The 25,484-nt window shown below is 50.1% G+C and carries 17 protein-coding genes and 1 pseudogene; 9 read left to right on the forward strand and 9 right to left on the reverse strand.

From position 1 onward, the window contains the following. The first annotated feature begins 251 nt into the window (after positions 1 to 251). The 4 genes from ACLBLI_RS03390 (at position 252) to ACLBLI_RS03405 (ending at position 5,681) form a co-directional block, all read left to right on the forward strand. Positions 252 to 629 (forward strand): hypothetical protein, encoded by a 378-nt coding sequence (locus ACLBLI_RS03390; RefSeq protein WP_414829758.1) that lies wholly within the window; start codon positions 252 to 254, stop codon positions 627 to 629. A 94-nt stretch (positions 630 to 723) separates the two neighbouring features. After that, positions 724 to 1,248 (forward strand): DUF3016 domain-containing protein, encoded by a 525-nt coding sequence (locus ACLBLI_RS03395; RefSeq protein WP_414829759.1) that lies wholly within the window; start codon positions 724 to 726, stop codon positions 1,246 to 1,248. A gap of 307 nt (positions 1,249 to 1,555) precedes the next feature. Beyond that, on the forward strand, positions 1,556 to 5,113 hold the full coding sequence (locus ACLBLI_RS03400) for an ExeM/NucH family extracellular endonuclease (RefSeq protein ID WP_414829760.1): 3,558 nt from the start codon (positions 1,556 to 1,558) through the stop codon (positions 5,111 to 5,113). Between the two features lie 22 nt (positions 5,114 to 5,135). After that, complete coding sequence (locus tag ACLBLI_RS03405) at positions 5,136 to 5,681, forward strand: hypothetical protein (protein WP_414829761.1); 546 nt, start codon at positions 5,136 to 5,138, stop codon at positions 5,679 to 5,681. Positions 5,682 to 5,780: 99 nt separating this feature from the next. Here ACLBLI_RS03405 and ACLBLI_RS03410 read toward each other — a convergent pair whose 3' ends face one another. Continuing rightward, positions 5,781 to 7,541, reverse strand: a complete 1,761-nt coding sequence (locus ACLBLI_RS03410; protein ID WP_414829762.1) for an acyl-CoA dehydrogenase family protein — start codon at positions 7,539 to 7,541, stop codon at positions 5,781 to 5,783. Positions 7,542 to 7,713: 172 nt separating this feature from the next. Between ACLBLI_RS03410 and ACLBLI_RS03415 the strand changes: the two genes are divergently transcribed. Next, a complete protein-coding gene (locus tag ACLBLI_RS03415) occupies positions 7,714 to 8,463 on the forward strand; it encodes an SDR family NAD(P)-dependent oxidoreductase (protein ID WP_414829763.1) in 750 nt (249 codons plus the stop codon). A 12-nt stretch (positions 8,464 to 8,475) separates the two neighbouring features. Further along, the gene (locus ACLBLI_RS03420; RefSeq protein ID WP_414829764.1) at positions 8,476 to 9,315 is read left to right on the forward strand and encodes an amidohydrolase family protein; all 840 of its coding nucleotides are present in this window, start codon (positions 8,476 to 8,478) and stop codon (positions 9,313 to 9,315) included. A 57-nt stretch (positions 9,316 to 9,372) separates the two neighbouring features. On the opposite strand, the gene ACLBLI_RS03425 is transcribed toward ACLBLI_RS03420, so the two are convergent. The 3 genes from ACLBLI_RS03425 to ACLBLI_RS03435 form a co-directional block, all read right to left on the reverse strand. Continuing rightward, positions 9,373 to 10,557: a mandelate racemase/muconate lactonizing enzyme family protein gene (locus ACLBLI_RS03425; protein ID WP_414829765.1), complete on the reverse strand. Its 1,185-nt coding sequence runs from the start codon at positions 10,555 to 10,557 to the stop codon at positions 9,373 to 9,375. Positions 10,558 to 10,618: 61 nt separating this feature from the next. Then, positions 10,619 to 11,386, reverse strand: a complete 768-nt coding sequence (locus ACLBLI_RS03430) for a class II aldolase/adducin family protein (protein WP_414829766.1) — start codon at positions 11,384 to 11,386, stop codon at positions 10,619 to 10,621. A 97-nt stretch (positions 11,387 to 11,483) separates the two neighbouring features. Next, entirely contained in the window at positions 11,484 to 12,038 is a 555-nt protein-coding gene (locus ACLBLI_RS03435) for an NUDIX hydrolase (RefSeq protein WP_414829767.1), read from the reverse strand. Between the two features lie 168 nt (positions 12,039 to 12,206). Between ACLBLI_RS03435 and ACLBLI_RS03440 the strand changes: the two genes are divergently transcribed. Then, complete coding sequence (locus tag ACLBLI_RS03440) at positions 12,207 to 13,268, forward strand: efflux RND transporter periplasmic adaptor subunit (RefSeq protein WP_414829768.1); 1,062 nt, start codon at positions 12,207 to 12,209, stop codon at positions 13,266 to 13,268. A 3-nt stretch (positions 13,269 to 13,271) separates the two neighbouring features. Then, on the forward strand, positions 13,272 to 16,379 hold the full coding sequence (locus tag ACLBLI_RS03445; RefSeq protein ID WP_414829769.1) for an efflux RND transporter permease subunit: 3,108 nt from the start codon (positions 13,272 to 13,274) through the stop codon (positions 16,377 to 16,379). A gap of 108 nt (positions 16,380 to 16,487) precedes the next feature. Here ACLBLI_RS03445 and ACLBLI_RS03450 read toward each other — a convergent pair whose 3' ends face one another. Beyond that, positions 16,488 to 17,078, reverse strand: coding sequence for a YceI family protein (locus ACLBLI_RS03450; RefSeq protein WP_414829770.1), 591 nt, complete (start codon positions 17,076 to 17,078; stop codon positions 16,488 to 16,490). A gap of 179 nt (positions 17,079 to 17,257) precedes the next feature. Continuing rightward, positions 17,258 to 18,827, reverse strand: a pseudogene (locus tag ACLBLI_RS03455) (sodium:solute symporter family transporter). 317 nt (positions 18,828 to 19,144) lie between these two features. Here ACLBLI_RS03455 and ACLBLI_RS03460 point away from each other — a divergent pair. After that, positions 19,145 to 20,164, forward strand: a complete 1,020-nt coding sequence (locus ACLBLI_RS03460) for a YihY/virulence factor BrkB family protein (protein ID WP_414829771.1) — start codon at positions 19,145 to 19,147, stop codon at positions 20,162 to 20,164. Between the two features lie 21 nt (positions 20,165 to 20,185). Here the strand turns inward: ACLBLI_RS03460 and ACLBLI_RS03465 are convergent, their stop codons facing one another. The 3 genes from ACLBLI_RS03465 to dnaG all read right to left on the reverse strand — a co-directional run bounded on the left by ACLBLI_RS03465 (position 20,186) and on the right by dnaG (position 25,386). Beyond that, the gene (locus ACLBLI_RS03465; RefSeq protein WP_414829772.1) at positions 20,186 to 21,214 is read right to left on the reverse strand and encodes a S41 family peptidase; all 1,029 of its coding nucleotides are present in this window, start codon (positions 21,212 to 21,214) and stop codon (positions 20,186 to 20,188) included. A gap of 298 nt (positions 21,215 to 21,512) precedes the next feature. After that, on the reverse strand, positions 21,513 to 23,345 hold the full coding sequence (gene rpoD, locus ACLBLI_RS03470) for an RNA polymerase sigma factor RpoD (RefSeq protein ID WP_414830894.1): 1,833 nt from the start codon (positions 23,343 to 23,345) through the stop codon (positions 21,513 to 21,515). Positions 23,346 to 23,604: 259 nt separating this feature from the next. Beyond that, on the reverse strand, positions 23,605 to 25,386 hold the full coding sequence (dnaG, locus tag ACLBLI_RS03475) for a DNA primase (RefSeq protein ID WP_414829773.1): 1,782 nt from the start codon (positions 25,384 to 25,386) through the stop codon (positions 23,605 to 23,607). Between the last annotated feature and the right edge of the window lie 98 nt (positions 25,387 to 25,484).

Raw genomic sequence — 25,484 nt, forward strand, 5'->3', positions numbered from 1 at the left:
TCGCTTCCATGTAGACGAATAGTTGCTACTACACCGATGGCTCTGCAAGTTGGCGGAGGGCTTGATGCGCGTAGCGGTATAAAAAAGTAAGTACCTGCTGCGTGTTTAGAGACTATTCAGCGGCGGCTTGCGTATATTAATTGATATATCTATGTATAAATCCCGTTACTGTACGCGCATGGAAATCATACTATCGTTACGCTGTCTTAAAATCACACAGCGATTTGCTTTACCGGGTAGGCCAAAAAGTTATGTTTCGTTCCTTTGTTGTTATCGCAGAAATTATTGTCCTTACGATCGTTCTTCGATCGTCTTTTGTGCAATATCTGTTTGCAGATGCACAAAATACAGTTTCAAACTGGCTGGTGGAAATTGCAGAAATACCGGACAAAGCTGAACTCGCCAAGCTCAATGAAAGGGTGTCTCCGAATTTTCAGGCGATGCGTCCCTACCAGAGAGACTATCTCGATCGCATTATGCAAAGCCGTACCGGCGTCAATCATTTTTACGAGCTTTACTGCATTAAGGGCGATAAAAATCCCTATATTTCAGGTGCGTCGTTACGCTACTTCTGCACCTCTATTCAGCAAACTCAGCTACTTGATATGGCGATGAACCGTTCAGGTTGAATTCAGTAACAATGTATATACTTACTTAATGCAAGAAAGCCGCGCTGCGTGTGTTTACGTGACGGCGGCTATCCATCTGACACAGGGGGTATATATGAAATATCGTTCAGCCTTTTCCGCCATCCTTCTGGCTGGTTTGTCGGCACCCGTCTGGTCTGCCGCGGAAGTTGAAGTGAAATGGGAAGATCCGGACTCCTTCACCGACGTGAAGCCTGCCAACGAATCACGGGGCGGATTTCAGAAGCGCACGTTTAACGCCCTCGAAGAATACTTTGCAGAACTGGCAGAGTCATTGCCAGATGGCCAGAAGTGGTCTGTCACAGTCACTAATTTAGATCTTGCCGGGCAGGTGTGGCCAAGCAGCTTTGTCGGCTTCGGAAGTTCAGCGGGCACAGACATCCGACTAATTAAAGAGATTGATATCCCACGGATCGCGTTTAGCTACACGTTGACCGATGCGTCGGGTGAAACAATTAAAAGCGCGGATGTGAACATAAAAGATATGGGGTTTATGGATGGCCTCGCTCGAAAACGTCACCGTGATAATCTGGCATACGAAAAAGAAATGATCCGTGAATGGTTCAATGAGGAAATGACCGATGTGGTTGTAAAGCAATAGTCACAGATCTGCTGTCGGATTTCTTTACACAACAAAAAGTGAAAAAAACGCGCCGGAAAATCAAATACTCTTTGATTTTCCGGTTTTTTTTTGCGTGTTTCCTGTTCGCGAAAGTGTCGGAAAAATTAACACGGCAGTCGACGTTTAAATTATGTTAAGTTATTGATATTTATGTAATGTTAAAATATTTGTTGATTAAATGGTCAAGGTAAGATTACTGTCATAAAGGACTGTTACATTTTCAGTCCTTTTGTGCATTGCAGTTTAATGTGCAGGATACGCAACAAAATCAAAAATAGGGATCCACATGACATTACGCTACCCAGCGTTGTTAGCTGCGATGTTCTCTACATCTGCACTAGCGACAGATATTTTTATTAACGAAATTCACTATGACAACGCCAGCACGGATAGCGGCGAGTTTATTGAAGTGGTCGCCCCACAGGGAACTGACTTATCGGCTTACAGTGTTGTTCTTTACAATGGCAACAATGGTAACAGCTATAACACGCTGTCATTTTCTACGCCGACAAGCACCGAAGGCGGGAAAGACATCTACGATTTTTCGCTTCCCACGAACGGCATTCAAAACGGCAGTCCGGACGGATTGGCGCTTATCGCCGATGATGGTTCGGTGGTTCAGTTCCTCAGCTACGAAGGTACGTTTGTCGCAAACGACGGCGCAGCAGCGGGCACAGAGAGTACTGATATAGGCGTTAGTGAGACCAGTTCCACGCCAGTAGGCGCTTCATTACAGCTGGCAGGGCAGGGAACAGTTTACGCAGATTTCACATGGGGGGTTCGCGAAACCAATACCCAGGGCGCAATAAACGAAGAACAGACATTTAGTCTGCCGCAGCCTTTTATCAACGAAATTCATTATGACAACGAAGGCGGCGATACCGGCGAGTTTATCGAAGTCGCTGGTGTGGCAGGTCTGGACTTATCCGGCTACACATTAGAGCTATACAACGGCAACGGTGGTGCCAGCTATGACACAGTCATACTCAGCGGCATCATCCCGGATGCTGATAACGGCTATGGCGTACTCGCCTTTGCTCGGTCAGGTATACAGAACGGCGGACCTGATGGTCTGGCGTTGGTTGACCCGCTCGGTGAGGTGATTCAGTTTTTAAGCTATGAAGGCAGCTTCACCGCAGCAGGTGGGCCGGCTGATGGGTTAGTAAGTGAGGACATTGGTGTATCTGAGACAAGCAGTACACCGGTGGGTTATTCGCTACAACTTACTGGCACCGGTACTGCCTACAGTGAGTTCAGCTGGCAAGCACCAATGGCTGACACCTTCGACGCCGTCAACACTGGCCAGTCATTTGGCTCTGGAGATGATGACGGTGGCGACGATGGTGGCGACGACGGCGGCGATGATGGTGATACCGGCAATATCAGCGGATTGTTCATCAACGAATTCCATTACGATAATGTGAGCTCGGACACCGGTGAAATGGTTGAAATTGCTGGCCCTGCAGGAACTGATTTATCATCAGTGACAGTCTTACTGTATAACGGCAACGGCGGTGGCATTTACGAGACCCTTACATTCTCAGGCACCATCCCTGATCAGCAAAACGGCTTTGGTACTGTTTTCGCTCCTGCAGGAAGTCTGCAAAATGGCAATGACGCTATTGCGCTGGTCGTAGGCGATACTGTGGTTGAATTCATCAGCTACGAGGGCGAGGTAGAAGCAACCGAAGGACCCGCTGCAGGCATGACCAGTGTCGATCTCAGCGTTTCCGAAACCAGCAGTACACCGGTTGGCTATTCACTGCAAAAAGTGGGTAGCGGCAATAAGGTATGCTCATTCGTTTGGACCGAACCTTCTCCGGAAAGTCCCGGAAACATCAACACTAATCAGACTTTCACTGTGGAAGATGATGCCATCTGTAGCGGTGATGACAATGGAGTAGTACTTGGCCAGTGTGGTGATGATGCCACGCTCATAAGTCAGGTGCAGGGGGCTGGCTATGTTACGCCGTTTAACAGCCAGGATGTGATCATTGAAGGCGTTGTCAGTGCGGTATTCCCGGCGTTAAATGGATTCTATATTCAGGAAGAAACCGGTGACTATGACGCTGACGACAGTACATCAGAAGGCGTGTTTGTGTATACCGGTACCAGCGATATGATGGTTACTGAGGGGCGCGTTGTCAGACTGTCTGGCAGTGCCGGAGAGTTCAACGATGTCACCCAGGTATCACTGGACTCAGAAGTACTGGATTGTGGAGCTGGTGCAGTCACTCCTGTCGTTTTGTCATTGCCGGTTGAACAGTACAGTGACTTTGAGTCGCTTGAAGGCATGCTGGTTGAAAGTGGCGAAACCTGGACTATCAGCGGAAACTTTAATTACTTTAGTTTTAACGAGCTCATCGTTTCAAATGGTCGCCTATACAATCCTACGCAGCTTTATCTGCCAGGCTCCGAAGAGCAAATCGCAGCCAGTGATGAGTATACCCGCAACCATATTATCGTAGACGACGATGCGAATGGTTTCGTGTATAACGCCGATACTGACAGCGGCGATTGGTTGCTGCCAGCAGACGGTCTTAGCCCTTTCAACCCGTTGCGTGCAGGTGACGAAGTCAGCAATGTTACCGGTGTTGTCGGTTACGGTTTTGGCGAGTATCGCATCTACACCCTTGCAGAACCCCAGTTAACCCGCGTTAACTTCCGCGAAGAACTGGATGTTGAAGAGGGTAACCTGCATATTGCCAGCTTTAACGTGCTGAACCTGTTCAATGGCGATGGCAATGGTAGCGGATTCCCGACCGAGCGCGGTGCAGACACGTATTCAGAGTACGAGCGCCAGCTTGCGAAAATTATCAGTGCGCTGGGTGACATGAATGCGGATGTACTAGGCCTGATTGAAGTGGAAAACGATGGCTTCGGCGAAGACAGCACTATTGCGCAGCTGGTTGACGAGCTAAACGCGGCATTCGGACCAGATACCTATGCGTATATTGATGTTTCTGCAAACGATGAAAGCGGCTTGCTGGGAACGGATGCCATTATGTCTGCGGTGATTTATCGCCCTTCAGTGGTGTCGCCAGTAGGAGCACCAAAGGTATTGATGGAAGCCAATGCGATTACCGATGAATACGGCTCACTGTTCCGCGACCGCGGCACCCGTCCTTCTGTCGCGCAGCGCTTTAAGCATATGCAGTCAGAGCGCGAGTTTGTATTTAACGTAAATCACCTTCGCTCCAAAGGAAGTGCCTGTGACAAATACGGTATTCCTAATGACGACAGTGCGGTACAGGGTAACTGTAACCTCACCCGGACACGTGCAGCGACGGCGGTATCTGTGTGGCTGGAAGATAACTTTGCAGGCTTACCTGTGGTGATAGTGGGAGATCTGAATGCTTACGCCAAAGAAGATCCTATCACTGAGTTTGAGTCGTTTGGTTATATCAATACTGTTGCTGCACAACACGGCAATAAAGCCTATAGCTACTCGTTCGATGCGCAAGCCGGGACACTGGACTACCTGTTGGTCAATGCAGGCCTGAATAAATACCTGGTCGATGTGCAGGAATGGAATATCAATACCGATGAAGTTAGCGGGTTTGATTACAACGAAGAGTTCAAACCAGACAGCTGGCTGAATACCCTGCCGTATCGTGCATCGGACCATGATCCTGTCATAGGCAGCTTCCAGTTAACGTTGCTGGGTGATCGTGATGGCGATTTTGATGTTGACCAGGACGACATCAAAGACTTTATGCGTGCTGTGGTTCGGGGTCAGGTAACTGACATGGAGTACGACTTTAATGGTGACGGTAGCATCACTGCCCGTGATGTGGCGTATTATCGCCGTCTGTGCACCGTACGCGGTTGTCGCGTTCAATAATTATTGCTAAAGGAACTAAATTGTGAAGAAGTTATTTTTTGCCTTGATGGCATGTGTTTCACTGAATGCGAATGCCGCACTCATTGAGTTTTCACTCTCTGATGATGTTATTAATGTGGGTGAAACTACTACACTGGATGTATCTGTCATCCTGGATAACAACGAATCGTTTGACGGTTTTACAATGGAAGTGTTGTATGACTTTTTCGGCCTGATGAGTGTGGATATCACCAGCCCGTTTTCATCAAATCCGGACGTTTTCTTTGAAGGCTTTGACGGATTTGCTTTGATGAGTGGTGATGCAGCCTTGTCGTTCACTGGCGTACAGTCATTGTTCTCCATTGAGTTTATGGCAATGACTGCAGGCGTATTCGATTTAGAGCTGGTGGTGTACGACTTTTTCGATGACGTGGGTGATTTGACAGGTCCCGCCTTTATTGATGTTGATGTGGTTAACGCGCCAGACGCAAGGCTGACAGTAAACGCGGTATCCGCGCCGCAGACAGCAGCATTGATGCTGTTGGCGGTTGCCGGAATGATGGTGATGGTATCGCGACGCAAGTCATAATACTGACAGATAGACGCACATGCTAAAAAGCCCCGCGATTGCGGGGCTTTTTTATGTCTGATGTTTATCGCAGCTTATTATCTAAAGCGTTAACCGGGTTTACAGATAGTCGAACTCACTGCCGCTGACGGCAAGTACTTTCTGTGCACCAGACTGAAACGCCACTTTATGTGCATCACGGCGCGGCAGAATGCGCGCTTCGTAGAATGCGCTGCACTTGGCTTTTGATTCTGCCAGCGTAGCATTGTCTCCACGTTTTGCTGCATCAGCCATGCTGTACCATAAGACACCAAGCAGAGAGTATGCGGTATAGGCCAGGTAATCACATGCAGCTGCTGCGACATCCTCCGGCGACATACCCAGACAATCTGCCGAGGCTGCGCGCCAATCGTCCAGCAGAGCCTGCGCCCGCGACTGGCTTTCTTTATCTTCCATTTTGCTTACGAACTCGCCGAACGCATTGTATGTGGCTTCTAACATGTTGCCACCGTCACGGGTTAGCTTGCGACCAATTAAATCCAGTGCCTGGATACCGTTAGTACCTTCATAGAGCTGGGCAATACGCACGTCCCGCATGAGCTGTTCCATACCCCATTCGCGAATATAGCCGTGCCCGCCAAAAACCTGAATACCAAGGCTGGTGACTTCCAGTCCCATGTCCGTCATAAAGGCCTTACATACCGGCGTCAGAAACTGAATGACTTTGTTGGCTTCGCGTTTCGCGTCGTCGTCGCCGTTCTTTTCAATGTCCATGTATTTTGCATACATCATAGACATGGCGCGGCAACCTTCTGTCAGCGTTTTCTGGGTAAGTAGCATGCGCGCTACGTCCGGCTGAAAGATGATGGCATCGGCTTTTTCATCGGGCTGCTGTACACCCTGTGGGGCGCGCGATTGCAATCGTTCGCGGGCATAGGCTAACGCCCCCTGAAAAGAGGCTTCTGCGGCGCCAAGTCCCTGCAGACCAACCTGGAAGCGGGCATCGTTCATCATCGTGAACATACATGCCAGACCCTGATTGGCTTCACCGATCAGCCAGCCTTTAGCACCATCGTAATTCATCACACAGGTGGGGCTCGCCTTGATACCCATTTTGTGTTCAATACTGCCGACTGACAGGGCGTTTCTTTCACCAGGCTCATCGTTTTCGTTCAGCAGGAACTTGGGGACCAGGAACAGGCTGATGCCTTTTACCCCTTTGGGAGCATCTGGCAGACGTGCGAGCACCATGTGGATCACGTTGGATGTCCAGTCATGATCGCCGCCGGTGATAAAGATTTTATTGCCGGTTATCAAATAGCTGCCATCATCCTGTGGCTCGGCTTTGGTGGAAAGCAGCGCCAAATCCGTACCGGCATGGGGTTCTGTCAGGTTCATGGTGCCAGTCCATTCGCCGGTCACCATTTTCGACAGATATTTGTCTTTCAACTCATCGGTAGCGTGGCGAGTCATAGCCAATACCGCGCTCTCAGTGAGCATGGTGGTCAGACGCCAGCTAAGGTTGGCAGAGTTCAGCATTTCATGTACAGGCACGGCCATAGTGTATGGCAGGCCCTGTCCCTCGTAATCAACAGGGCCAAGCATGGCGTTCCAGCCATTCGCCACGTAATCCTGATAAGCATCGGCGAAACCTTCCGGTGTCGTCACATTGCCGTCGTTGAGGGTACATCCTTGCTCATCGCCTTCACGGTTCAAAGGCGCCACCACGTCGGTAGCAAACTTAGCACCCTGTGCGACGACTTCGTTTGCCAGCCCGGCGTCGAAGTCTTCCATGCCGAGGCTGGAATAATGATTATCTAACTCTAGCCAGTCTTTCATAAGAAACTGAAAGTCGGCCATGGGAGCCTGGTACTGAGGCATAACACACTCCTTTTCAAACAAGTGTTTAAATTTTTACTTATTATACGCATCTTCGCTGTTAAAAGAGTAGTCTGTTTGTCTCTTCCTACCCAAAATCCTGCGCTATTTGCCTTGCTTTTCGCTTCATCATTGGCATGCTTAAGCCAGATTGTTCATTTGAAAAAGGTTAAGCATGAGTGACTTAGCGCGCGTTTGCGTTGTGACAGGAGGCAGTGTCGGCATCGGACTTGCTGTGTGTAAAAAATTTGCACAAGAGGGGTATCAGGTGGTGAACCTGGATATTCAGACACCTCAGGAACGCTGTGATACTGTGACCCATCTTACCTGTGATGTGACTTCACAAACTCAGGTACAATCTGCTATTGAAAAAATCCGTGACCAGCATGGACGCATTGACGCGCTTGTCTCGAATGCGGGAATACATGTCTCTGCAACCATTGAACAGACAGATGAAGCCTTACTGGACAAGGTTTTCAGTATCAACGTGAAAGGCGCGTATTTCGCAGTTCGTGCGGTACTGCCGATCATGAAAGCCCAACAGCAGGGGGCCATAGTGTTGATGTCTTCAGACCAGGCCCTGGTTGGCAAACGACACTCTTTTGCCTACAACCTCTCAAAGGCGTCTTTGGCGTCAATGGCAAAAACCACAGCGCTGGATTATGCGCCTTACCATATCCGGGCGAATGCGGTGTGCCCGGGCACTATCGAAACGCCATTATTTCACAATGCCATTGATAGATATGTGGCGTCATCGGGGGCTGACAAACAAGCTGTTGTGCAGGAAGAGGCGGATCAGCAGCCGTTAGGACGGCTGGGAACACCGGAGGAAGTTGCCGAACTGGTTTATTTTCTTGCCAGTGACAAGGCTGGATTTATCACCGGCAGTTTATACAGCATTGATGGCGGTTACACCGCACAATAGTGACCATGACCTATGAGTATCATCGATCCCCATCTTCATTTATTTTCGCTTTCCCGGGGGCGTTATGACTGGTTGAAGCCAGACAACCCGCCTTTTTGGCCCGAAAAAGGAACGATTTGTCGCGATGTGTCGGAATATGAACTCAATCAGGTTACGTTGGCGGGCTACGTTCATATTGAGGCCGGCTTTGATAATGACCGGCCGTGGCGCGAAGTAAATTGGCTTCATGGCCATTGCCGGCTGCCGGTTCGTATTGTTGGCGGTATTAATCTGAGTGCTGATCATTTTTTTACTCAGCTGGATGCATTGTCAGCGAAAAGAAATGTGGTTGGCGTAAGGGATATTTTAGATGTCAGGGCGGCCGCGCTGCTGGCACAGCCTGTGGTCAGGCACCGCCTCGGTGCGATTGCCGACAGGGGACTGATTTTTGAAGCTCAGCTACCGCTGACTGACGCTGCGGCAGTAACTCAGCTGGAGCGGGTGCTAAATCACCAGTCAGAGCTTATGCTGGTGATAAACCATGGTGGTTTCCCCCCGGTAACTACCTGCAGTTCGCAGGTGCGCCAATGGGAACAAGCGATGAGGCGTCTGAGTGCGTACCCTGGTGTATCGGTTAAATTATCTGGCTGGGAAATGGTGTCTGACATGATGAACTGGCGACAGGTTCGCCGCACTATTGCTACTGCTTTGACGTATTTCGGATCAGAACGCGTCATGATGGCAAGCAACTTCCCGTTACTTACCTTCCGTATGAACTATGCCGATTACTGGCAACGCATCTGCGAACTGATACCAGAGGATTGTCGCGACGCACTGGTTAGAGCCAATGCGTCGCGGGTTTACCGCTTTTAGGTAAGTTCCTGCCTTCGACCAGCCGGGGCAGTGGCAACAAGAAATACAGCCGCAGAGTTACTTCAGCGCCGTTATCGTCATGTGCGGTGAACGGTAAACCACGTCATCGTTCAACTCAATGCCAATTCCAGGCGTATCCGGAGCTTCAATAAAACCATTAACGGGTTGGGGGTCCTGGATACACAGTTCCCTGTTCCAGTCTTTAATCGCATAGGTGTGATGTTCGTGAATCAGGAAATTCGGAATAGCGGTTTCCAGATGCAGACTGGCCGCCGTGGCAACCGGACCACCACACACATGGGCCTGAATGCGCACGTCATAGACATCAGCATAATCACAAACCTTTTTCGTTTCTGTGAACCCGCCACACAAGCCAACATCGGGTTGCAGTACATCCACAGACTGGTCTTCAAGATAAGGTCGCACACCCCAGCGGTTGTAAAGACGCTCGCCACCGGCAATCGGCACATTCACCCGCCTCGCCACTTTATCGTGGACTTTGGCGTTAAGGTAATTCACGGGCTCTTCGTAATACAGACACCCGATTTCCTCTACAATATCGCCTAACTGAATGGCAGTCGTAGCGCCTAACAAGCTGTGACACTCGAAGATGATGTCGCCATCTTCTCCCATCGTGTCGCGAATTGCCTGTAAACGTGCTTTGAAAAGCTTAAGTTCCGGTTTTGTGAAAAGCTTCGTGCGATCATAGTGGGTTACCCCGTCTTTGTCGTAGACAATGGGATCGACTTTTACCGCGTCATAGCCGTCCTTCAGGGCTTTTTCTGTGGCGCGTGCATAGTCGGCGGGGTCGTTAAGTTTGGTGACTTCTTTGTCCCAGTCGAATTGCAACTGACTGGCATAACAGCGCAGTTTGCCATTGGTTTTTCCGCCCAGCAGCTCGTAGACCGGTACGTTAAGCGCTTTACCACGAATGTCCCACAGTGCTGTATCAATCGCACTCATCGCCGCATAGATCACCGGGCCGCCACCCAAACCCCAGAAACTTTCGCGCAACATGCGTGCCCACAGGCCTTCTGTGTTAAACGGGTTCCAGCCAATCAGCATGGCTTCGGCAATTTCTTTAATCATGTGGGCAGCGGCGCTGTGGCCTAAATCATAAGCCAGACCCGCTTCGCCTACGCCGGTAATGCCTTCATCGGTATAAACACGGACAAATACCGGGTTCCATGCCGGGCGCTTGGGACATTCTATATCGAAGATCTCTACTTTAGTGATTTTCATTGTTGTTCCTGAATTCATTTTAAAAAGGGGGGCAGCGACGCGTGTTCGGTTTCTTGTGCGGCTACTCACAAAAGCCGGGATCCAGACGATATGCTTTGCGCAACATGGCGGGCCAGGCCTTCTGACCTCCAGTCTGCCCCGAATGCACGACTTTCGCCTGATCATAAATTCCATCAACGATGGTTTGCGGTATTTCAATGACTTCGTCGTTAGACTGCATTAGCGCCACCTGAATTTCACACGCTCGCTGTAAATCGTAAAATCGCATAAAGGCATCACCGATAGTCGGACCAATCGTCAGGCCGCCATGATTCGGTAACAGCATGTGGTTGGTATCGCCTAAATCGTCTTGAAGTCGTTTTCGTTCGCTGTCATCAACAGCCAGTCCTTCGTAGCCGTGATAGCTTAGGGAGGGGAGTGAAAACATGGCATACTGACTCCATGGCTTCAGGCCACCTTTCGATGATGCAATGGTAATCGTGGCAAGCGTGTGCAGGTGAATAACGCATTTGGCATCTTCGCGCACCTCATGAATTGCGCTGTGTATGGTAAACCCGGCCGGGTTTATACCGAATTCCGAGCCGTCCAGCACGTTGCCTTCAAGATCGACTTTCACCAGATTTGACGCAGTTACCTCTTCAAATGCCAGGCCGAAGGCATTCACCAGATAATGCTGCGTTCCAGGTACTTTGGCCGAAATATGGGTATAGATGAGATCGCCCCAACGCATGTCTGCGACTAGCCGGTAACAGGCAGCCAAATCTACCCGTGTTTGCCATTCTTCATCAGATACCTGACCTTTCAGGCTTCTGCTTTTAAGTTCGAACAAGCGAGGTCTCCGCGAAATTGAGTGCTACAGAAAAGATAAACAGACCCTAAAAATTAACAGAGCCACGCAGTAGCAACAAGCCATTCAATGGAATAATTCATAACGCTTTGGTTTCAGACTGCTCAGCAGATGGGGGAGAAGCAGTGGGAGGTTGACCCATCGCCACGAAGCCATCCCGCAGTGGGATCAGATCACTGGCAAAGCGTAAATCATCGTGGTCCAGCTCGAAGGGATTGACTTGGTGCAGTGAGATGACCTCCAGGTCGGCCCAGTCCGGCGGATTGAATGTATCCGGAAGCGCGCCAACGTTTGCCTGTTCATGACAGGCGAACAGCAGCATGCCATTAGGCGTTCGCCCCAGCGGCTCGCCTACCAAAACGTTTACGCCGGTTTCTTCCCAGGTTTCCCGGTGGGCTGCACAGGCCAGCGACTCGCCATCTTGTTTACCGCCACCGGGCATATCGAGTTTACCCGACAGGCGATGACGTATCAGAAGGAGCTTATCACCTGCGCGGATCAGGCACGCGGCATTCTCTTCGTTGCCAGAGTAATCAGATGCCGTACGACACATGGGCGGGGCTGGCGCGTCGCTGCTGCATCCCATAATCGTTAAAACTGCGAAAATTACTGATAAGCGAAATACGTCAATCATGAGAAGTCAGTACACTAAGCACATAATTACAATCCCTCTTGGGAACAGCAAAAACGATAATAAGCAGGGGCCGACCTGCGATCGGCGCGGTCAGTAACGAGACAGCATACGTAATGCTGATTAGGTTAAACATACCACGAGCCGCCCACAAACTGATAGGAATGGATAATGTCGCGTAAATCAATTTTTTCTCCGCTGGTCCTGGCCGTGGTCGTATTAGCAGGGTTTCTGGCGTACCTCTTCATCCCGCAGGATGAGGTGGCGGAAACCCGGCAAGGCAGGCCCACTCCAGTAAAAGCTGAACAGGTAAAACGTGTGCCTTTCCCGGTTACCATTGAAGCACTGGGTACCGCGAATGCGAACGAATCCGTGACATTGACAGCGCAGGAAGCCGATATCGTCAGCGAGGTAATGTTTGAGGACGGAGAAACGGTAGAGGCAGGGCAGCTACTCATTCAGTTAAACAATGAAGAAGAGCTTGCCCGCATTGAAGAACTGGAAGCCAATATTGAAGAAGCCCGCCGACAGCTAGATAGAGTACAGAATCTGCGTGCTTCCAGCGCCGCGTCTGAGCAACTATTTGATGAGCAACAAGCCCGTGTAAAGGCACTTCGGGCGCAGCTGGATGTGGCTAAAGCGCAACTAAGGAACCTGCAGGTGCGCGCGCCATTTGCCGGTCTACTCGGAATTCGTGCGGTAAGCAAGGGCTCACTAATCCGTCCTGCCGATGTTATTACTACGCTCGATGATACCAGCGTGATGAAAGTGGATTTCAGCGTTGCCGAAAATCATCTTGCCAGTCTGGCGCCTGGGCAGCGGATCACCGCAAGTTCGGTGGCCTATCCCGGTGCATCTTTTGATGGCACCATCAGCACCATCGATTCACGGGTTGACCCGGTCAGCCGTTCAGTATTGGTACGAGCAATAATCGATAATGAAGACGGACGGCTGCGTCCCGGCATGTTGTTGCAGATTACGGTAGAAAAACGTGTGCTGGACGCGTTAGTGGTGCCTGAAAAAGCACTGGTACCGGTGCAGGACAAACAATTCGTGTTTGTAGTAGAAGGGGAAGCAGTGCGTGAAACGGAAGTCACCCTGGGGGAGCGCAAGCCTGGACTGGTTCAGATCATTGATGGCCTGTCAGAGGGTGAACTGGTGGTCACTGAGGGGACATTGCGCGTGCGCGATGGCTCTAAAGTCAATGTGCTGAATGCCAGCAAAGAGGGGTAGGCCATGTGGTTATCCGATGTTTCTGTTAAGCGCCCGGTTTTTGCTACCGTAATCAATTTGCTGCTGGTGATATTCGGCGTGGTGGCTGTCAGCATGCTGTCGCTGCGTGAATACCCTGATATCGACCCGCCTATTGTCAGCATTAACACCCAGTATCCCGGGGCGTCAGCCAATATTGTTGAAACCCGCATTACCCAGCTAATTGAGGATCGTATTTCCGGCATTGAGGGGATAAAGAATATTACCTCAACCAGCCGTAACGGGCGTTCGGACATTACTATCGAGTTTAAACTGAGTCGCGATATCGACGCTGCTGCCAATGATGTGCGAGAGCGAGTCAGCAGGGCATTAAATAACCTGCCAGATCAGGCTGAACCGCCGGAAGTGGCCAAAGCGAACTCCGATGAAGATGTTGTAGTGTGGTACAACCTGCGCAGCACCAATCTCGACACCATGGAGCTTACCGATTATGCCGAGCGCTTTCTGGTAGACAGACTCTCGATTGTAGAGGGCGTAGCCCGTGTCCGGCTGGGGGGCGGCCGAACTTATGCGATGAAAGTCTTTCTGGATCGCAATGCGATGGCGGCAAGAGGGATCACGGTTACAGATATCGAGCAGGTTATTCGCTCTGAGAACGTCGAGCTACCTGCCGGTGAAGTAGAATCTACGGATCGCAACTTCGAAGTGAGGGTGGCTCGCAGCTTTCTTACCCCGGATGACTTTTCCGAGTTGACAGTGGCGATAGGACAGGATGGCTATCTTGTTCGTTTGGGCGAAGTGGCCCGTGTAGAGCTGGCAGCAGAAGATGATGAAACCGAGTTTCGCGGCGACGGCGTGAACATGATTGGTCTGGGCATTGTAAAGCAGTCAAAGGCAAATACTCTGGAGGTCGCGCGGGCTGCCAAAGAGCAGATAGCAGCGATTGAAGCGTCACTGCCAGACAATATTGTTATCGTGCCAAGCTACGACTCTTCAGTGTTTATCGAAGAGTCGATAAACGAAGTGTATAACACCCTTGGTATCGCGATGCTGATGGTGGTCGTAGTGATTTATCTCTTTTTGGGGAATATCCGTGCAACGCTAATTCCCGCGGTAACCGTTCCGGTTTCACTGGTTGCCGCCTTTATGGTGATGTACTCGCTCGATTTCTCGATTAACCTGCTGACGCTGCTGGCGATGGTACTGGCCATTGGCCTGGTAGTCGACGATGCCATCGTGGTGTTGGAAAATATCTATCGTCGTATAGAGATGGGCGAGCCGCCGCTTTTGGCGTCATACCGTGGCGCAAAGGAAGTAGGCTTTGCGGTTATTGCCACAACGCTGGTTCTGATTTCCGTTTTCGTTCCGCTTATCTTTCTTGAAGGCAATATTGGCCGGCTGTTTACCGAGTTTGCACTTGCCATCGCTGCGGCTGTGGCTTTCTCCAGTTTCACCGCACTGACGCTGTCGCCAATGATGAGTTCGCTGCTGCTGAAAAAGCGCAGTCGGTCTTCCGGCTTTGGTGCGTGGATGGATAATCGTTTTGGCCGACTGGAATCGTCTTACTACAACACGCTTGGCAAAACGCTGCATCAACCCCTTCTGATGGCAGTGTTACTTATTGTCTCCCTGGGTCTGATTTACCAGCTATCAAGCCGCATTCCCAGCGAGTTTGTGCCACGGGAAGACAGAGGAAACTTTTTCATCCTGATGAATGCACAGGAAGGAGCCAGCTTTGAGAGCAATGCCGCAAACTTAAAGAAAATTGAAGATATCCTGATGCCTTACCGTGAGGACGGTACCATAGGGCGCTTGCTGGTCCGAACGCCCGGTTTCGGCGGGAATGCCGGTATCGCTATTGTTGGCGCTGCACCATGGGATGAGCGAGATTACAGCACCTTTGAATTGATGGATGAAATCAGTGCGAAGCTCAACAATGTGCCAGATGTACGCGCGTTTGCCATTATGCGAAGCGGAATCAGTGGCGGCTTTGGTCGTCCGGTAGAGTTTGTGTTGCAGGGCGACACCTATGAAAATCTGGTGTCCTGGCGTGATACGGTCATGGAGATTGCCTCAGAAAATGAGAATCTCATTCAGCTCGACTCAGACTATAAGGAAACCTTTCCACAGTTACTGATAAACATTGATCGCGACCGTGCTGCCGATCTGGGCGTGTCGATTACAGATATTGGACGTACGCTGGAGGTCATGCTGGGCCAGCGACGGGTATCGACTTTCCTGGACAGAGGCGAAGAATACTATGTCATCATGGAAGGTATCGAGTCTGATTATCGCAGCCCAAGTAGTATTGATAACCTATATGTCCGCTCGCAGCGAACCGGTGAGCTTATCCCCATGGATAATCTGCTTACGTTTACCGAGCAGGCCACGTCCTCTCAACTGAATCGCTATAACCGGATGCGCTCGATTACCATTTCGGCCAATCTGGCTGAAGGATACACCGTAGGTGAAGCGCTGGCGTATCTGGAAAATATCGTGCGTACCGAGCTCCCTGATACCGTGTCTATCGATTACAAAGGCGAATCGCAACTGTATCAGGAGGCAGGGAACTCGTTCGTGTTTGTGTTTATACTGGCACTGGCGGTAACTTATTTGATTCTGGCTGCGCAGTTTGAAAGCTGGATCCATCCGCTGGTAATAATGCTTACCGTGCCACTGGCGCTGGTAGGGGCGTTTATCGGACTGTACTTAAGTGACATGACTATCAATATTTACAGCCAGATAGGGCTGGTAATGCTGATTGGTCTGGCGGCTAAAAACGGGATCCTGATTGTTGAGTTTGCAAACCAGCTCCGTGATGCTGGTATTGAGTTTGAAGAAGCACTGCGAAGAGCTGCGCGTCAGCGCTTGCGGCCTATCGTTATGACCGGCTTCACCACGGTGTTCAGTGCATTGCCGCTGGTTCTGGCGACCGGCCCGGGCTCAGAAAGTCGAATGGTAATCGGTATGGTGATTTTTGCAGGTGTGTTGTTGTCAGCGTTTATGACGCTGTTTGTTGTGCCCACGGCGTACGCCTGGCTGGCCCGTCATACCGGGTCGCCACTCAAGCGCACGCAGGATCTTGAACAACTGGATGCGCAAATTCCCTATAAAAAAGGGGACGCTGAATAGAAAAAGGCGGAGTGAACTCCGCCTTTTTTGTGTTTTCACAGCGATGCGTGACAACCTTATAAGATCAAAAGGCAGTTCAGCAGCACATCGTTGGATAACGTGGTGAAATTACTCGTCCATCACCTGGGCTTCTGTTGTAATGCGTATATCAACAGAGTCACTGACATTCGGTACATATTTGTCCAGACCGAAATCTGAGCGCTGAATTTCTGTATGTGCGTCAAACCCGATGGTTTCATTTTTGGTCATCGGGTGCGTGCCTTTTTTATTTAACTTGGCATTGAACATGACGTTTTTGGTGACGCCATGAATGGTCAGGTTACCGTACACTTCGTAGTTATTGTTATCTTTGCCAACAACGCGCGTGCTTTCGAATGTAGCCATAGGGTACATGTCGACATTGAAATAGTCTTTGCCAAGAAACTCATTAGTCAGCTTTTCTACATAGGTATCTACCGTATTGACAGGAAGCGTGACAGAAATGCTGGAGTTTTCAGGCATTTCATAATCAAAATCAATGGTACCTTCAACATCATGGAACGTCGCGGTTGGATTGGAAAATCCAAAATGGCTCCACGAAGCTATTACGCTGGTATGCTCTGGGTCAATGGTATAGACGTCGCTGGCTGCAAAGGCAGGCGTCGCGAGAAATCCTGCGAAAGCGGCTGCTGTCAGCAGTGAGGTATTATTCCTGGTCATGCTTTTTCCTTACTTGGTTTAATCAGAGGTGTCGTGCTGAAAGACGGCTTTTCGGACCAGCACGTTGTTTATACACCCCTTTTTTAAGCATAACGGGGAGGTTTGGTTCAATGGTGGGTCGATTTGTCTGATAAAATGGCTATGAACTGCGGCAAGTGCCAGTCGCGGGCACCCTGAATCTATCGAAACGCGAGTAGCCAGTCTGGTACCCAAAGGCAGAAGGCGATGAGTAGTGCGCTCCAGCATAAAAGCACTGCCGCACGTCGTAAACTGATACCGCGGACAGAAATAAGCGTGCGGGTAACATTATTTGGCCAGATGCGACTGAGCAACAGACCAAAGATTACCGTAACGCCAAACCCAATGGCATTCCACCAGAACCAGAAAAGCGGGCTATCGAATAACCATAGCCCAACGTTCACGGCCACACCGAGAGCCAACCCGGTATTCGCGGCGCGTGGTGAAACGTGCGCGAAGTGAATGCCCAGCAGAAATATTGCCAGCACCGGACCGTAGAAAACCGATCCGATTTTGTTGATGGCTTCGATAACGGTAGGGGCGATATCTCCGGCATAAAACGATAGCAGCAGGGTAATTATGCCCCACCCGATACCGGCCAGTCGTGCTTGCTTCAGGTACCGCGCATTATCCGGACGGGCCTGTCTCCAGCGACCAATATCTTCCACCGTTACCGCCGCCAGGCTGTTTATGGCGGAGCTTAATGATGACATTGCAGCCGCAAGGATGGCCACAACCAGAACGCCAATCACACCGGCTGGAAGATATTCAATGATGAAGACAGGCATCATCCAGTCAGGTTCCCCTTCTGGCACTTGTTGCATGAGCGAAGGCGTGTTTAGGAATAATGTCCCTATGACCAGGCCAGCACTACAGTAAAGCAGGGTGATTGGAAAGCGACAAAACGCAACTGCCATCATCATCTTACGAAGATCAGAAACCGATCGGCTTGATAACGACCGCTGTGCTTCAGACTGGTCACAGCCGTAATACGAGGCATACAAAATGACTCCGCCAAATAACATCGGCAGCAGTCCAAAATCGTTCCCGGATGTTCCCAGGCTTGTTGGGTTTGTCGCCAGTAACCGATTACCGTCCACCTGCGATAGCATTTGTTGCCAGCCGCCGATGGCGTCAAGTCCCGCCCACAGGCACACCGCTGCACCGGCGACGATGAGCACCATTTGGATGGCGTCACCATAAACCACGGCTTTCATCCCTCCCATGGCAGAGTAGATAAGCGTGATCACGCCAATAATGACAATTGAGTGCCATTGCGCTATTCCCATCGTGCCCTGGAGGATCAGTGAAATAGCATAAATCATGATGGCGGTAGCGAAAGAGCGGCTGATTTGAAACACCGCGCTGATGAGCAATCGGGTAGAGCGCGAAAAGCGTTGTTCAAGATAGTCGTAAACACTCACCACGCCAGCTGCATGAAGTGTGGGCAACAGCCGCCAAAGCATCACAATCACCGCGACAGGGAGTGCCAGTTCGTAAGATAACCAGATTAAGCCGCCACCTTCACGCAAGCCAACAAAGGCAGGGGCAGAGATAAAGCTGATAGCAGACAATTGCGTTGCCATCACGGAAAGTGTTAAAGCTGGCCAGGCCAGCGTACGCCCACCCAAAAAGTAATCCTTTTTTTTCTTTCTGCTGGCGAAAGGCCACCCCGAGGATCAGTAAACCGGCAAGATATAGCCCGACGATGATGTAGTCCAAAGTAGTCACGACATGCTCCCTGCGTCCGGCGGCTATTAGGTGAGAAATAAATGTAACAGGACAGAAAATAGAAACCTGCCCGAATTCTCGTGTTTATTTAGTATGCAGAACTCTGGGCGGAATAAAAAGCCCTGAACTGGCTGCGAAGGGAGAGTGTGTCATGCATGCCACAATCTGATTTGAGGCATGAGTAATCTTGATCACGTGTCCGGGAGTACTACATATAGGCTTACACCCTGGCATATTCAGCGACACGACCGGGGATATGAAAACTAATTTGTGCTGACTACATTCAGGTCCGAGTCAGCCGACGTCAGGAGCGTATATTGGCCAGTCAGCATGATGCGCAGTCTTTTGTTCAGCTTCCAAGAGAGGCGTGGTGGGATATTCTGCGTCGCGTTTATGGCAAGATAGAGCAGCACAATTTGTCACTGATCTCTGCTGGTGTCGCCTTTTATTTCCTTCTGGCCATATTTCCGTTACTCGCAGGTACGGTCTCGCTATACGGATTGGTATTTTCTACCGAAGACCTGCAGTCACATTTTCTGACTCTGCTAAATGTAGTGCCGCCGGAAAGCCGGGGGATATTGGAAGAGCAAATGGAAAGCCTGATGGATAAGTCGAATGCGACTCTAAGCTGGGGCGTATTTTTCAGTTTGTTGCTAACCGTGTGGAGCTCCAGTAAAGGGGCTAATGCGCTGATTACCGCCTGTAATATTACCTACTACGAGTCACGTAACCGGGGGTTTTTCAAAGCACTGCTGGCACGTATCTGGTTTACCTGTAGTGGGATTGCTGTAGTGATAATTGCGCTGCTGACCATGACAGTACTACCGCAATGGATAAGTTGGCTTACCGGCTATGAAATCAGTGATGAATCAGTGAAATGGATCACCTGGCCTGTCTTGGTATTGATATTTAATCTGACACTGGCTGCGCTCTATCGATACGGGCCGCATCGGGCACCAGCGAAATGGCGATGGGTGACGCCGGGATCCTTTATGGCGACGGTTTTCTGGTTGCTGGCTACCTATGCATTCTCTTTGTATCTGAATTCGTTTGACACGTACGACAGAACTTACGGGTCAGTCGGGGGCATTATTGTGTTGCTGATGTGGCTGTTCATCAGCGCGTTTATCATTCTGCTGGGAGCAGAGCTTAATTCCGCTATTGAGTTACAGACAACGCAAGACAGCACAACAGGATCGCCAAAACCCATGGGAGAGCGGGGCGCTTATGTGGCAGACAATACACCAGAAGCGCTTAAAGGGCAGCGACTTGGTGCCAGTCGACAGCAAGATGGTGACTCTGGGCCTCTTAACGACGACGGCAGACCAGAGCAATAGCAAAGGCTGCATAGCGTGTTGTTAATTCGGCTGCGCATGCGCCCGTTTGGTTAATTGGCTCAGTGTCATCTCTATTTCGTCTTTTGCATAATGGTTAACCCGGGAAGATAGCCATATCAGGGCTTCTTCATACGCTCGCGTTTTGGCGTTACTCGCAGAAACTACAATGTGAGGGATTACCCCTTTTCCTTCCCAGTTAGTCTTGGTGATCGGATTCACGGCCATCGCGGTTGGTATCCCCACCTCAAAATTATCACTGGTGGTAAAATAGCGCCACGGATTCGCGCCGCCCCGGGTGACCTCCCCAATCAACGTTGCACGCTTCAGGTGCTTGAGGTTATAGGCAAACTCTTCTGCTGCCGAAAAAGTATTCTGACTGGTTAATATATAAAGTGGCGTGTTCGCAAGCCACGATGGCACGTCGTCCATCGTCCAGAATTCCGTCATGTTGTCCGACTCGCGGTCATAAAAACTGTTAAGGTGGGTTCGTGCCTCCAGCAAAAAGCTCGACAAAAAGCGAACCATATCCGGACTGCCTCCGCCATTCTCACGAAGATCGATGATTATCACATCACTGTCTTTGACCAATGTGACAGCCGCATCAGCTAAAGCTCTGGTAGTGGCGGTGAGCTCAGCAAATGCGTGCAGATTAATATAACCTACGTTTCCCTTCAGGTTTTCTACCGCAGCAAAGCCATAATTCTGGCGTGCGATTTTTTCTGGCCATGGCTCCTTTCCACTTTCTCGAGCCTCATCAACATCGGGATCGTTCCAACGGACGCTGAAGTGTTTGTCATAGGCGTGAAGCTGTTGTGTGAGCGCTTCAGAGAAGGTCCGTTTGTCCTTTATTTGCTCAAAGCCTTTTGATCTTGCAAACTCGTCCAGTCCCTCGTTGATATGAGGCAGTGCGGACTCCAGCACATAATGCGCTTTAATTCGGACTTTTATTTCTTCCAACTGTTCATGCTTCTGACGTTCAGACATCGACGCGGCGACCGCTGTGGTCGCAAAAGAAAACATCAAAATAAACGCCCAAATTACGTTGTTCACAACCTGGTCCTTTCTGAATTGCCAACTGAAAACTGGCAGAGGTGTGGCTATGCTAAATCAGATAAATGCGATAAAGCGTAAAATCTTGTTAGCAAGTATGTCGCAGAGCTGGCCCGTTCGTGCAGCAAGAGGGAGCGCGTCTCGTTCAGCAAGCACATGAACGGGGATTTAACAGTAGGGTTTGGTAATTGTTGCTAAGGCATAAGAGCGAATGAATGCGCTTTTATGTAAAGAGAATCGGTGGGAGTTACACACAAAAAAGCCGGCAACATGGCCGGCTTTTTTCAGGTAGTCGAATTTACTCGTCAAGGAAGCTGCGAAGCTGCTCAGAGCGGCTTGGGTGACGCAGTTTACGAAGCGCTTTCGCTTCAATCTGACGAATACGCTCGCGGGTAACGTCGAACTGTTTGCCCACTTCTTCCAGCGTGTGGTCAGTATTCATATCGATACCGAAACGCATACGCAGAACTTTCGCTTCACGAGCTGTCAGGCCTGCAAGCACTTCCTGTGTCGCATTTTTCAGGCTACCGCCAGTGGCTGAATCGAGGGGCTGAATAATTGTGTTGTCCTCGATGAAGTCTCCCAGATGTGAATCTTCATCATCACCAATTGGCGTCTCCATGGAGATAGGCTCTTTGGCAATTTTCAGCACCTTACGAATTTTATCTTCCGGCATGAGCATGCGTTCAGACAATTCTTCCGGCGTCGGCTCACGACCCATCTCCTGAAGCATCTGGCGAGAGATACGATTCAGTTTATTAATGGTCTCAATCATGTGAACCGGGATACGAATTGTACGTGCCTGGTCCGCGATTGAACGCGTGATAGCCTGACGAATCCACCATGTGGCGTAAGTAGAGAACTTATAACCACGACGGTATTCGAATTTATCTACCGCTTTCATCAGACCGATATTACCTTCCTGAATCAAATCCAAGAACTGCAGACCGCGGTTGGTGTATTTCTTCGCGATAGAAATTACCAGACGTAAGTTTGCCTCAACCATCTCTTTCTTGGCGCGGCGTGCTTTTGCCTCACCAATCGACATGCGACGGTTAATATCTTTAATGTCAGCAATGACCAGGCCGGTTTCTTGCTCAACCTGATTCATTTTTGAAATGCAGCGTTCGATTTCTTCGCGGTTCACCGCCAGTGCATCTGCATAAGCGGCTTTTGACGCAATTGCCTCACCCAGCCATTTGGATGACGTTTCGTTGCCTGCGAATGACTTAATAAAGTCTTTCTTCGGCATCTTTGCGTTAACCACACAGTACTTCATTACCAGACGTTCCTGGATGCGGACTTTGTCCATCATCTCACGCATGTTTTTCACCATGCGATCGAACTGCTTAGGTACCAGACGGAATTCTTTAAAGATGTCGCTTAGTGCAGTGATTTGCTCGCGGGCATCTGCATGAGCACGGCCTTTCGCTTCGATAACACTGCGGGTTTTTACATACTGCTCTCTGAGCTCGGCAAAACGCTCGCGCGCCATCTCAGGATCAACGCCACCTTCATCTTCGTCTTCGTCGTCTTCGTCTTCATCATCGTCTTCGTCTTCCAGCTCTTCTTCTGAAAGCTCAGAACCGATGTGGGTCGCCGTTGGTGCCAGATCCTGTTCATCGTCAGGATCGACAAACCCGGAAATAATGTCGCCTAAGCGTATTTCTTCCGCTTCATAGAGGTCCCACTGGTCAAGCAGATAAGTGATGGCTTCCGGGTATTCTGCAACGGAGCACTGAACCTGATTAATCCCGTCTTCAATACGTTTTGCGATTTCAATCTCGCCTTCGCGGGTAAGCAGTTCAACGGTGCCCATTTCACGCATGTACATGCGAACCGGGTCAGTGGTGCGGCCAATTTCACTTTCTACTGTTGCCAGTGCCTGTGCCGCTGCTTCTGCAGCGTCTTCGTCAGCGGTGGCTTCTTGCATGAGCAGTTCGTCAGAGTCAGGGGCTGACTCAGAAACCTGGATGCCCATATCATTGATCATGCGGATAATATCTTCGATTTGATCAGAATCGACGATGTCTTGCGGCAGGTGGTCGTTAACTTCTGCAAAAGTGAGATACCCTTGCTCTTTACCTTTTGCAATCAGGAGTTTAATCTGAGACTGCTTGCTTTGCGCCATATACCCTACACTTCTCACATTCAATTAATTTGCATTAAACACTCTACGTATACGTAAATTGTTTACTGTCGTATCAATGCCGCCTACCCGGTATAACTCTCTGGAATCGTTATCCAGTCCGGGTCTTACTGCCCGATCTCTGGCGAGAAAATCTCACAAACCCACGTTTCACATGGACTGCGGCGAATTAGCCAGTATAGCAGAAATATTAAGGTTTTGACCAGAATTCCGGCGGATTTTTTAGCCAGAAATCACACTATTACGATTTCTGACGTTCTCTCATTAGCAGGTTTAGCTCTTGTTTCTCCGACTGCGTCAACGGTTGTACCCGCGACTGAGAGATCAGAGTTTCAATCCTGCTGTCGAAATGCCAGTCCAGTAGCTTAGCAAAACTGTCACGATAGACCTGTTCTGCGTCCTCATCTGCAACAAGGTGTTCCTGAAGCAGTAACTTCGTAATGTTTGATGAGTGGGGATGATCGCGGAAGTTTTCAACAACCTGCGCCGTATTAGCACGCGGATAACGCTGGCAATAATCATGTACATCCATTAATACGGTCATTCCTGGCATCCCACTGCTTTGCAAAATAGCAGGAACCACTTCTTCACACTCTGCAGCGAGAGACGGCTTATCCAGTAATAATCTGATCATCATCCGAAGGGGAGATAAACGGGTTTTTTGCGCACCATGTTGTGACGCAGAACGTCCGGGCTTGCCTGAGCCACGGTTCGCTTTAGCGATATCCTGCTGTAACCTGAATCTGTCATATTCCCCGAGATGCTTTGCCAGCTCCTCCTGTAGTAAGGTTCGCTGATCATCACCTAACACTTGGTCAATCAGTGGCTGCGCAGCATTTTTCAACGCCATTTTACCTTCAGGCGTACCAACCTGATGCGTTTTCAGCAGACTGTCGAAGAAGAATCGCGATAGCGGCATGGCGGTGTCGGTCAGTTCCATAAACGCATCGTGACCTATTTTTCGCACCATGGTGTCCGGGTCTTCGCCGTCGGGTAAAAACAAGAACGACAGCTGCACACCGTCTTTGAGCGCAGGCAGGGCATTTTCCAGCGCGCGCCAGGCGGCATCACGGCCGGCACGATCACCGTCATAGCAGCAGACGATTTGCGATGTGCCGCGCGTCAGTAATTGTAAATGCTCAGGAGTGGTGGCCGTACCCAGCGCCGCTGTGGCAATGTTAATATCAAACTGACTAAGGGCAACTACGTCCATGTAGCCTTCTACTATCATCACTTTATTTAACTGACGATTAGCCTGCTTAGCCTGATAGAAGCCGAAAAGCTCGTGGCCTTTGTGGAATATACGGGTTTCCGGCGAGTTCAGATATTTCGGACCGCCTTCCTCTAGAACCCGGCCGCCGAAACCGACTACCCGGCCGCGACGATCACGAATGGGGAACATGATACGGTGGCGGAAAAAGTCGTAGGTTTTGCCGTTGTCGTTTTTATTGACCAGCTTTAAATCGATAAGCTGTTTAATACGTTCATGATCAGTACCGAAGGTCTTTAGCACCGCATCCCATTCGTCCGGGGCGTAGCCGATTTCCCAACGCTTGACTATATCACCGGATAATCCACGGCCTTTCAGATAATCAATGGCTTGCTGACTCTTTGGATGGTTGCGCAACTGGTGTTGGAAAAATCTGGCGACCTTATCCATCAACGTGTAGTCATCTTCCAGTTGCTGCTTTTTCTCGGCGCTCATTGCCGGTCGCGAGCCTTTCTCGCGGGGGACTTCCAGCCCGTGGTGCCTGGCCAGTTCTTCAATGGCCTCGACAAATTCGAGACGATCGAACTCCATAATGAAAGAAATGGCATTGCCGTGTGCGCCGCAGCCAAAACAGTGATAAAACTGCTTGTCCTGACTAACGGTAAAAGACGGTGTTTTTTCGTTATGAAAAGGGCAACACGCCTGGTAGTTCTTGCCTGCTTTTTTCAGCTTCACACGGCTATCTACCACGTCTACCACATCGGTGCGCGCCAGAAGGTCGTCTATAAAATCGCGGGGTATCTTACCGGCCATGAAAGTGCATTACAGAAAAGAAAACAAGCCGTACTTTAGCAGGCTGGGGAAGTTGCGCAACAACCCGTTGGCGTGAATCCAACAGGTTGTTGAAAATA

It is taken from the genome of Alteromonas sp. H39, assembly GCF_047556435.1.
Lineage (GTDB): Bacteria > Pseudomonadota > Gammaproteobacteria > Enterobacterales > Alteromonadaceae > Alteromonas.

Coding starts and splice junctions, on each gene's coding strand:
- ACLBLI_RS03415 (WP_414829763.1), top strand. CDS start 7,714: ATGAGTGACTTAGCGCGCGTTTGCGTTGTGACAGGAGGCAGTGTCGGC.
- dnaG (WP_414829773.1), bottom strand. CDS start 25,386: ATGGCCGGTAAGATACCCCGCGATTTTATAGACGACCTTCTGGCGCGC.
- rpoD (WP_414830894.1), bottom strand. CDS start 23,345: ATGGCGCAAAGCAAGCAGTCTCAGATTAAACTCCTGATTGCAAAAGGT.
- ACLBLI_RS03390 (WP_414829758.1), top strand. CDS start 252: ATGTTTCGTTCCTTTGTTGTTATCGCAGAAATTATTGTCCTTACGATC.
- ACLBLI_RS03440 (WP_414829768.1), top strand. CDS start 12,207: ATGTCGCGTAAATCAATTTTTTCTCCGCTGGTCCTGGCCGTGGTCGTA.
- ACLBLI_RS03400 (WP_414829760.1), top strand. CDS start 1,556: ATGACATTACGCTACCCAGCGTTGTTAGCTGCGATGTTCTCTACATCT.
- ACLBLI_RS03420 (WP_414829764.1), top strand. CDS start 8,476: ATGAGTATCATCGATCCCCATCTTCATTTATTTTCGCTTTCCCGGGGG.
- ACLBLI_RS03435 (WP_414829767.1), bottom strand. CDS start 12,038: ATGATTGACGTATTTCGCTTATCAGTAATTTTCGCAGTTTTAACGATT.
- ACLBLI_RS03395 (WP_414829759.1), top strand. CDS start 724: ATGAAATATCGTTCAGCCTTTTCCGCCATCCTTCTGGCTGGTTTGTCG.
- ACLBLI_RS03425 (WP_414829765.1), bottom strand. CDS start 10,557: ATGAAAATCACTAAAGTAGAGATCTTCGATATAGAATGTCCCAAGCGC.
- ACLBLI_RS03450 (WP_414829770.1), bottom strand. CDS start 17,078: ATGACCAGGAATAATACCTCACTGCTGACAGCAGCCGCTTTCGCAGGA.
- ACLBLI_RS03410 (WP_414829762.1), bottom strand. CDS start 7,541: ATGCCTCAGTACCAGGCTCCCATGGCCGACTTTCAGTTTCTTATGAAA.
- ACLBLI_RS03445 (WP_414829769.1), top strand. CDS start 13,272: ATGTGGTTATCCGATGTTTCTGTTAAGCGCCCGGTTTTTGCTACCGTA.